The 6,850-nt window shown below is 71.9% G+C and carries 4 protein-coding genes; 2 read left to right on the forward strand and 2 right to left on the reverse strand.

All coding sequences use genetic code 11. The features are described from left to right. Nucleotides 1–2: 2 nt before the first annotated feature. Nucleotides 3–1,334, reverse strand: coding sequence for a VWA domain-containing protein (locus ACIGG8_RS33795; RefSeq protein WP_396552462.1), 1,332 nt, complete (start codon nt 1,332–1,334; stop codon nt 3–5). A 469-nt stretch (nt 1,335–1,803) separates the two neighbouring features. On the opposite strand from ACIGG8_RS33795, the gene ACIGG8_RS33800 reads away from it, so the two are divergent. Both ACIGG8_RS33800 and ACIGG8_RS33805 read left to right on the forward strand, forming a co-directional pair. Then, nucleotides 1,804–3,294 carry an amino acid permease gene (locus ACIGG8_RS33800; RefSeq protein ID WP_396552463.1) on the forward strand — a complete coding sequence of 497 codons (1,491 nt, stop codon included), beginning with the start codon at nt 1,804–1,806 and terminating at the stop codon, nt 3,292–3,294. 128 nt (nt 3,295–3,422) lie between these two features. Then, nucleotides 3,423–4,832 (forward strand): glycosyltransferase 87 family protein, encoded by a 1,410-nt coding sequence (locus ACIGG8_RS33805; protein WP_396552464.1) that lies wholly within the window; start codon nt 3,423–3,425, stop codon nt 4,830–4,832. A 27-nt stretch (nt 4,833–4,859) separates the two neighbouring features. On the opposite strand, the gene ACIGG8_RS33810 is transcribed toward ACIGG8_RS33805, so the two are convergent. Beyond that, complete coding sequence (locus ACIGG8_RS33810; protein WP_396552465.1) at nt 4,860–6,620, reverse strand: penicillin-binding transpeptidase domain-containing protein; 1,761 nt, start codon at nt 6,618–6,620, stop codon at nt 4,860–4,862. Between the last annotated feature and the right edge of the window lie 230 nt (nt 6,621–6,850).

The raw sequence follows: 6,850 nt of genomic DNA on the forward strand, positions 1-6,850 counted from the left end.
GGTCAGTTCTCCCGCCAGACGGCGATCCGCCAACGTGCGATCCAGCCGAACAGCAGGCCGAAGACCAGGCCGGCCAGGGTGAGGGTGAGCAGCAGGATCCAGCCGCGGCCGAGGCCCATCGCGGCGCCCTCGGGGGCGGGCGAGGAGGAGGTCAGGTCCACGGTCAGCTCCAGCGGCATGCCGGGGTCGGCCTGCACGCCGGCCTGCGGGGCCAGCGAGTTGCTGACGACCAGGCAGACGGTGGTGGTCGGCTTCTCCTTCGAGGAGCCGGAGGAGGAGGTCGGGCTCGCCGTGACGTAGCCCTTGGAGTCGTCGGTGGACCAGCGCAGGCCGGTGGAGATCACGTCGGTGCGGCTGCTGCCGGCGTCGGTGCCGCGGACCAGCTCCTGGCCGGTCGCGCTGGTGGCCTGCAGCAGGACGCCGTAGTCCCGGGCCGTCGGGCGGTCGAGTGCGACGCTGACGGAGGCGCGCAGCTCCTGGCCGGCCTTGACCGGGACCTTGTAGACGCGGTGCTCGGAGAACTTCTCGCGGTCGGTGTAGACGCCCGGGGCGAGCACCGGGGCGCTCTCGCACTTGTCGGTGCCGGCGGTCTTGACCGGGGTCACCGTGTAGGTGTCGTTGGAGCGGTCGACGAGCTGCTTCACCTTGTCGGTGAGCTGCTCCTGGGTGCGGACGTCGGTGTAGGTGCCGCCGGTCGCGTTGGCGATGCAGAGCAGCTGCTGGCGGGTCTTGTCGTCGTGGGCCAGACCGAGGGTGTCGACGACCAGGTGGATGCCCTGGGAGGCGAGTTCGCGGGCGACGTCACAGGGGTCGGGCGGGGTGCAGGTGTCCTCGCCGTCGGTGATCAGCACCACCCGGCGGGTGGTCTCGCCCTTGCCGAGGTCCTGGGCGGCGCCGCGCAGGGCCAGGCCGATCGGGGTCCAGCCGGTGGGCCGCAGGGTGGCGACCGCGGTCTTGGCCTCGACCTTGTTGGTCTTCCCGACCGGGAAGAGCTGCTTAGTGTCCTGGCAGCCGAGGTTCTTGTCGTTGCCGGGGTAGGTCGCGCCCAGCGTGCGGATGCCGAACTCGGTCTCCGCGGGCAGCGCGTCGATCACCTCGTTCAGCGACTGCTGGGCCACCGAGATGCGGCTCTTGCCCTGGATGTCGGTGGCGGTCATGGAGCCGCTGACGTCCAGGACGAGGTCGACCCGGGGGGCCTCCTTGGGGGCTGGGGCGGCGCCGGCTGATGGTTCGTCGGCGTGGGCGGGCAGGCCGAGGAGCAGCGAGGCGCCCGTTATCGCCAGGGCGGCCAGCAGGCTGCCGAGCCTGGTCTGTGGTCGTCGTCCGGTAGTCACCCGGCCGATCCTAGGGATCATCAGTTCGCCGTGGCGAAACGAGTCCGGACCGTGCGTCGGACCGCTCCGGCGTGAACTCCGGCGCGGGGGCGGCGAATCGGCGCCGCCCGGGCTTCGTGCGCGCGCGGTCGACCGGGCCGTCGGGCCGGGCCGTGCGGGAGGGCCGCGGCTGTGCAGCGCCCGCCTCGGCGGTCCGGGCGGTGCTCGGCGGATGATCCCGGCCCCCGGAACGGCTCTGAGCTGCTGCTTTAGCTGCTCACCGGCAGATGCGCCGTTTGCGAAGTGTCCGGTTTGTACATCGATATGTGCCGATTTGGACAATGCGCGTACCCGGACTGTTCGTTTGCGACACTGGTGCTTTCGCCGGGTACTGTCCCATCTTTGTTCGGTTGGTCCGCAATGACTCCCATCGGTGGTGTCGGGTGGCCAGCCGCCACCACACCCTCCCCCGTCTAGAAGGACCGCAGTTTTGGCCAGCAACACCCTTGGTGCGCGTCTGCTGCGACGCAAGCCCGTCTCGACACTGATCGCGGAGAGCGAGGGGCGCGACGCCCTTCCGGCCGGCGCGCCCGAGGAGGGCGGACGCTCCGGCATCCACCTGCGCCGCTCGATCGGCCTCTGGCAGCTCTCCTCGATCGGCATCGGCGCCACCATCGGCACCGGTATCTTCTTCGTGCTGAACACCGCGGTGCCCTCGGCCGGCCCGGCCGTCATCCTGTCCTTCGTGATCGCCGCGGTCACCGCCGGACTCACCGCGCTCTGCTACGCCGAGATGGCCTCCGCGATCCCGGTCTCCGGCTCCTCGTACTCCTACGCCTACGCCACCCTCGGCGAGGGCGTGGCCTTCGGCGTCGGCATCTGCCTGCTGATGGAGTACGGCGTCTCCGCCTCCGCGATCGCCGTCAGCTGGGCCGAGTACCTGAACAAGTTCCTCGACCTGGCCTTCGGGTTCAAGATCCCCGAGCAGCTCGCCGGCGCGCCGGACAGCACCCACTGGTTCAACCTTCCGGCGCTGCTGCTGGTCGCGATGGTCTGCGTCCTGCTGATCCGCGGCGTCAGCGAGTCGGTGAAGGTCAACGCGGCCATGGTCGCGATCAAGATCGTCATCCTGCTGCTGTTCATCGGCGTGGCCCTGACCGGCTTCCACTCCGGCAACCTGACCCCGTTCATGCCGCTCGGCATCGGCGGCGTGCAGGTCGCCGCATCCAGCATCTTCTTCTCCTTCATCGGCCTGGACGCCGTGTCCACCGCCGGTGAGGAGGTCAAGAACCCGCGCCGCACCCTGCCGCTGGCGATCATCATCTCGCTGGTCGTGGTGACCCTGCTCTACATCCTGGTCGCGCTGGCCGGCATCGGCGCCCAGCCCTGGAACAAGTTCGACGGCCAGGAGGCGGGCCTCGCGCAGATCCTCCAGGACATCACCGGCCAGAGCTGGCCAGCGATGGTCTTCGCGATCGGCGCGATCCTCTCGATCTTCAGCATCACCCTCGTGGTGATCTACGGCCAGACCCGCATCCTGTACTCGATGGGCCGCGACGGCATGCTGCCCAAGCGCTTCGCCCAGCTCTCCCCGCGCACCGGCACGCCGGTCTGGAACACCATCGTGGTCGGCCTCGGCGTGGGCGCGCTGGCCGCGTTCATCCCGCTGAACGTCCTGGCCGACATCACCAGCCTCGGGACGCTCATCGCCTTCTCGGTCGTCTCGATCGGCGTGATCGTGCTGCGCCGCACCCAGCCCGACCTGCCGCGCGGCTTCAAGGTGCCCGGCTACCCGGTCGTCCCGCTGGTCAGCGTCGCCTTCTGCATCTACCTGATCACCGGCCTGCACGCCGACACCTTCCGGGCCGGCGCGATCGCCCTCGCCGTCGCCGTGGTCGTGTACTTCGGCTACAGCATCAAGCACTCGCGCCTGGAGCAGACCGAGGAACCGGCCGTCGCGGCCGACCAGACCGCCGGCTGACCCGCAGGCGAATCCGACGTGAAGGGCCGCCGACCGACTGGACACCCGGCGGCCCTTTTCGTGCCATCACCCGCCCAGTGCCCCACGCCATGGCGACAGGGCCGGGCCCACACCCATAACCTTCCACCATGGTGAGCACCCGCACGCCCGGCTACTCCCGCCCAGGCGGCCGCTTCACCGGCCGCCGCAGAACGCCGGCGCAGACCTTCGTGACCGAGACGTCGTCCAGACCCGGACGGCCGCCGAGAGGCTTCTCGGTCCGCCCCTTCCCCCGCCAGCGTGGCGAAAGCACCTTTCCGCCCACGCCCGAACGACTGAATCCCGCCGGACTCGCCTCGCTGCGGTCCGTCCAACTCCTCGGCTGCCTGATCGCCGCCGGCTGGGCCGCCGCCTTCCCACTGGTCTCCGACCTGGCCAACCAGCGGCTGTGGGGCCTGATCGCGGCCCCCGCCTACGCCCTGGCCGGGCTGCTCTGCCTGACCCTGCCGCGGCGATTCGCGGCCCACGCGGCCGCCGCGGTCGCCCTCGTCGGCGCCGTCCTCGTACCGCTCGGACTGCTCGCCCTGCACGGCCGCCACCAGTCCGAGGTCATGGTGGTCGAACGCTCGGCCCACCTGCTGCTCACCACCGGCGACGCCTACCTGCCCCACCCGGTGGTGGTCACCGACTACAACCCGTACCTGCCTGCGATGGCCCTGTTCGGGCTGCCGCGCCAAGTGCTCGGCGACTCCACCGCCTTCGCCAGGGTCGCCGGGGACGCCCGGATCTGGTTCGCACTGACCTTCTTCGCCTGCCTGCTGGCCGCCTGGCGCCTGCTGCGGCCCTCCAGGGACCGCGCGCCGCTGCTGCCGCTGGCCGTCCTCACCGCCTCGCCGCTGATAGCGCTCGCCCTGGTGGTCGGCGGGGTGGACCTGCCGCTGATCGGCGTCTGCTGCCTGGCCATGGCGCTCGCCGAGCGGGACCGCACCGTCGGCGCCGGGCTGGTGCTCGCCCTCGCCTGCACCCTGAAGTGGACGGCCTGGCCCGCGCTGCCGGTCGCCGTCCTGCTGCTCTGGCGGCTGTACGGCCGCCGGCCCGCCGCCCGGACCGCACTGATCGGGGTCGGGGTGAGCACGGCGGTGATCCTGCCGTCCGTCCTGACCCAGGCGGACGCGCTGCGCGAACAGGTGGTGCGCTTCCCGCTCGGGATGACCGCGATCCGCACCCCGGCGGGCAGTCCGCTGCCCGGCAAGGTGCTGGCCGGCTTCGGGCCGACCGGGCACACCATCTCGCTGGCCCTGATGACCGTGGCCCTGATCGGGGTGGCGATCTGGCTGCTGGCCCGGCCGCCGGTCTCCGCGATCGCCGCGGCCGACCTGCTGGCCGCCGGGCTGGCGATCGCCTTCATGCTCGCCCCGGCCGGGCGGTTCGGGTACCTCGCGCTGCCGGTGGTGCTGATGATCTGGCCCCGGCTGGCGGCCCGGCGCTGGAGCAGCCGGCGCCCCGCCCCGCCCGGCCGGGTGCCGGAGACGCCGGAGCCCGCCCTGCCGCGGAGCTGAGGCGGGGCGGGCTCGGGACGGAGGCCGCTAGCGGCCGGCGGCGGCCTTCAGGAGGGAGGCCACCGCCGGGCCGGCCGCGTCGACGCCGTGGCCGCCGCCCTGGACCTCGGCGGCCACCGCGATGTTGCCGCGGAAGGCGGTGAACCAGCTGTTGGTGGTGGACGCGCCCTGGACCTCGGCGGAGCCGGTCTTGGCACCCGCGTTGTCGGTGATCCCGGCCATCACCTGGCTGGCCGTACCGCCGACCGCGGTGGCGTTCATCATCGCGCGCAACTTGCCGGCGACGTCCGGCGAGATCTGGCGGGCCGCCGCCTGCTGCGGCAGACCGGCCACCAGGATCGGCTGCTTGAACGCCCCGCTCTGGACGGTGGCGGTGATCGAGGCGATGGCCAGCGGGTTCATCTGGACCTTGCCCTGGCCGATGTAGTTCATGGCCTGCTCGTCCTTGCTGCCCGGCGTCGGCGGAACCTTGCCGTCGGCGTTCGGCAGGCCGGTCTTCCACTCCAGGCCGATGCCGAACACGTCCTTGGCGGTGGCGGACAGCGTCTCCGGCTTGAGGCTGGTCAGACCCTGGTTGATGAAGGCGGTGTTGCAGGACACCATGAAGTCCTGCTGGAGCGTGTTGTTCGGGAAGGCACCCGGGAAGTCGTTGGGGATCGGGACCGAGTTGCTGCTCTTCTCGGGGCAGGCCACCACGCTGTCCGGGTTGAGCCCGGCCTCCAGCAGCGCCGCCGAGGTGACGATCTTCATCGTCGAACCCGGCGCGAGCAGCCCGGTGAAGGCCCGGTTCTGACCGTTGGCGGGCGAGTTGGCGAAGGCCAGCACCTGGCCGGTGCTCGGCTCGATGGCCACGATGGAGCCGGGCTTGCTGCCGAGGTCGGTCATCGCCTTCTCGGCGGCGGCCTGGACGGTGCTGTCGATGGTCACCTTGAACGGCTTGCCGGGCTTCGGCTCGACGATGGTGAAAAGCTTGTCCGCGGCGGCCTTGCCGGCCGGATCGTTGATCACCACGGCCTTGCCGGAGTCCTGGTCCCGGGTCGGGTCCGGCGGGAGCAGCTTCTGGGCGTTGTCCTGCACGGTGGCCATCAGTGCCGGGGTGAGCGAGGCCGCCTGCAGCGGCTTGCCGTTGCGGTCCACCACGGTGGACGGCGGGGCGAAGACCTGCTGGACGGCGATCGTCTCGTTGCCGGACAGGTGGGGGTGGATCACCGTCGGCGCCCAGTGCACGGCCGGGGTGTTGTCGCTCATCTTCACGACGCCCAGGAAGCCCTGGTAGTCCCAGGCCCGGTTGGTGCCCTCGAACTCGGCGCGGGCCTTGAAGCTCATCAGCGTGCCGGTGGGCCCGGGGGCGGCGGTGGCGGACGGCGAGTCGGTGGCGCCCGGGGTGCTGCCGGCCGACGGCGTCGCGGAGGCCCCGGCGGCGGGCTTGGCCGGGGCCGGGCTGCCGGTGGCCGCGGTGAAGACCTGCTGGGTGGTCGGACCGGTCGGGGTGAGGGTCAGCGCGCTCGGCTTCACCTGGTCCCGGAAGGCGGTCAGCGCGGTGGTGGCCGCGGCCGGGTCGTCGGTCAGCGAGGCCGCCTTGGCGATGTCGCCGGACGCCCAGGCCGCCAGGAAGTCCTTCGCGCCGGCCGCCGCCTGATCGGCCGAGGGCGGTTCGGCGACCACCGTGCGGGGCTTGGCGCCGCCGGAGTCCGAGCCGCCCATCAGGCTGTACGCGGCATAACCGCCGCCCGCGAGGACGACGATGGACACGCCGGTGATGATGCCGATCTTCGCGCCACTGCGCATGGTGCAGTTCCCCCAGGGGTCTCGCGGCCGGGCGCAACCGGCCGGAGCCGGAAACGCGTTACGCCCCCACCCTAGGCAGGCGGAATCGGTGCGCCGACGAAACGCCCGGGACTTGTGACGGATCTGGTACGTGTCGTGCACCGCATACGGACGATTCGGGGGGACACGGTGTCGGCCGGAGCGCGCGGCCGGCCGTCCGGGGGGGGGGGGGGGGGGGCCGGCCCGGTGCT

The sequence above is a fragment of the Kitasatospora sp. NPDC085464 genome (assembly GCF_044541955.1).
Lineage (GTDB): Bacteria > Actinomycetota > Actinomycetes > Streptomycetales > Streptomycetaceae > Kitasatospora.

Bases quoted from the DNA above. Each gene is read 5' to 3' on its own strand.
- ACIGG8_RS33810 (WP_396552465.1), bottom strand. From the start codon at position 6,620: ATGCGCAGTGGCGCGAAGATCGGCATCATCACCGGCGTGTCCATCGTC.
- ACIGG8_RS33805 (WP_396552464.1), top strand. From the start codon at position 3,423: ATGGTGAGCACCCGCACGCCCGGCTACTCCCGCCCAGGCGGCCGCTTC.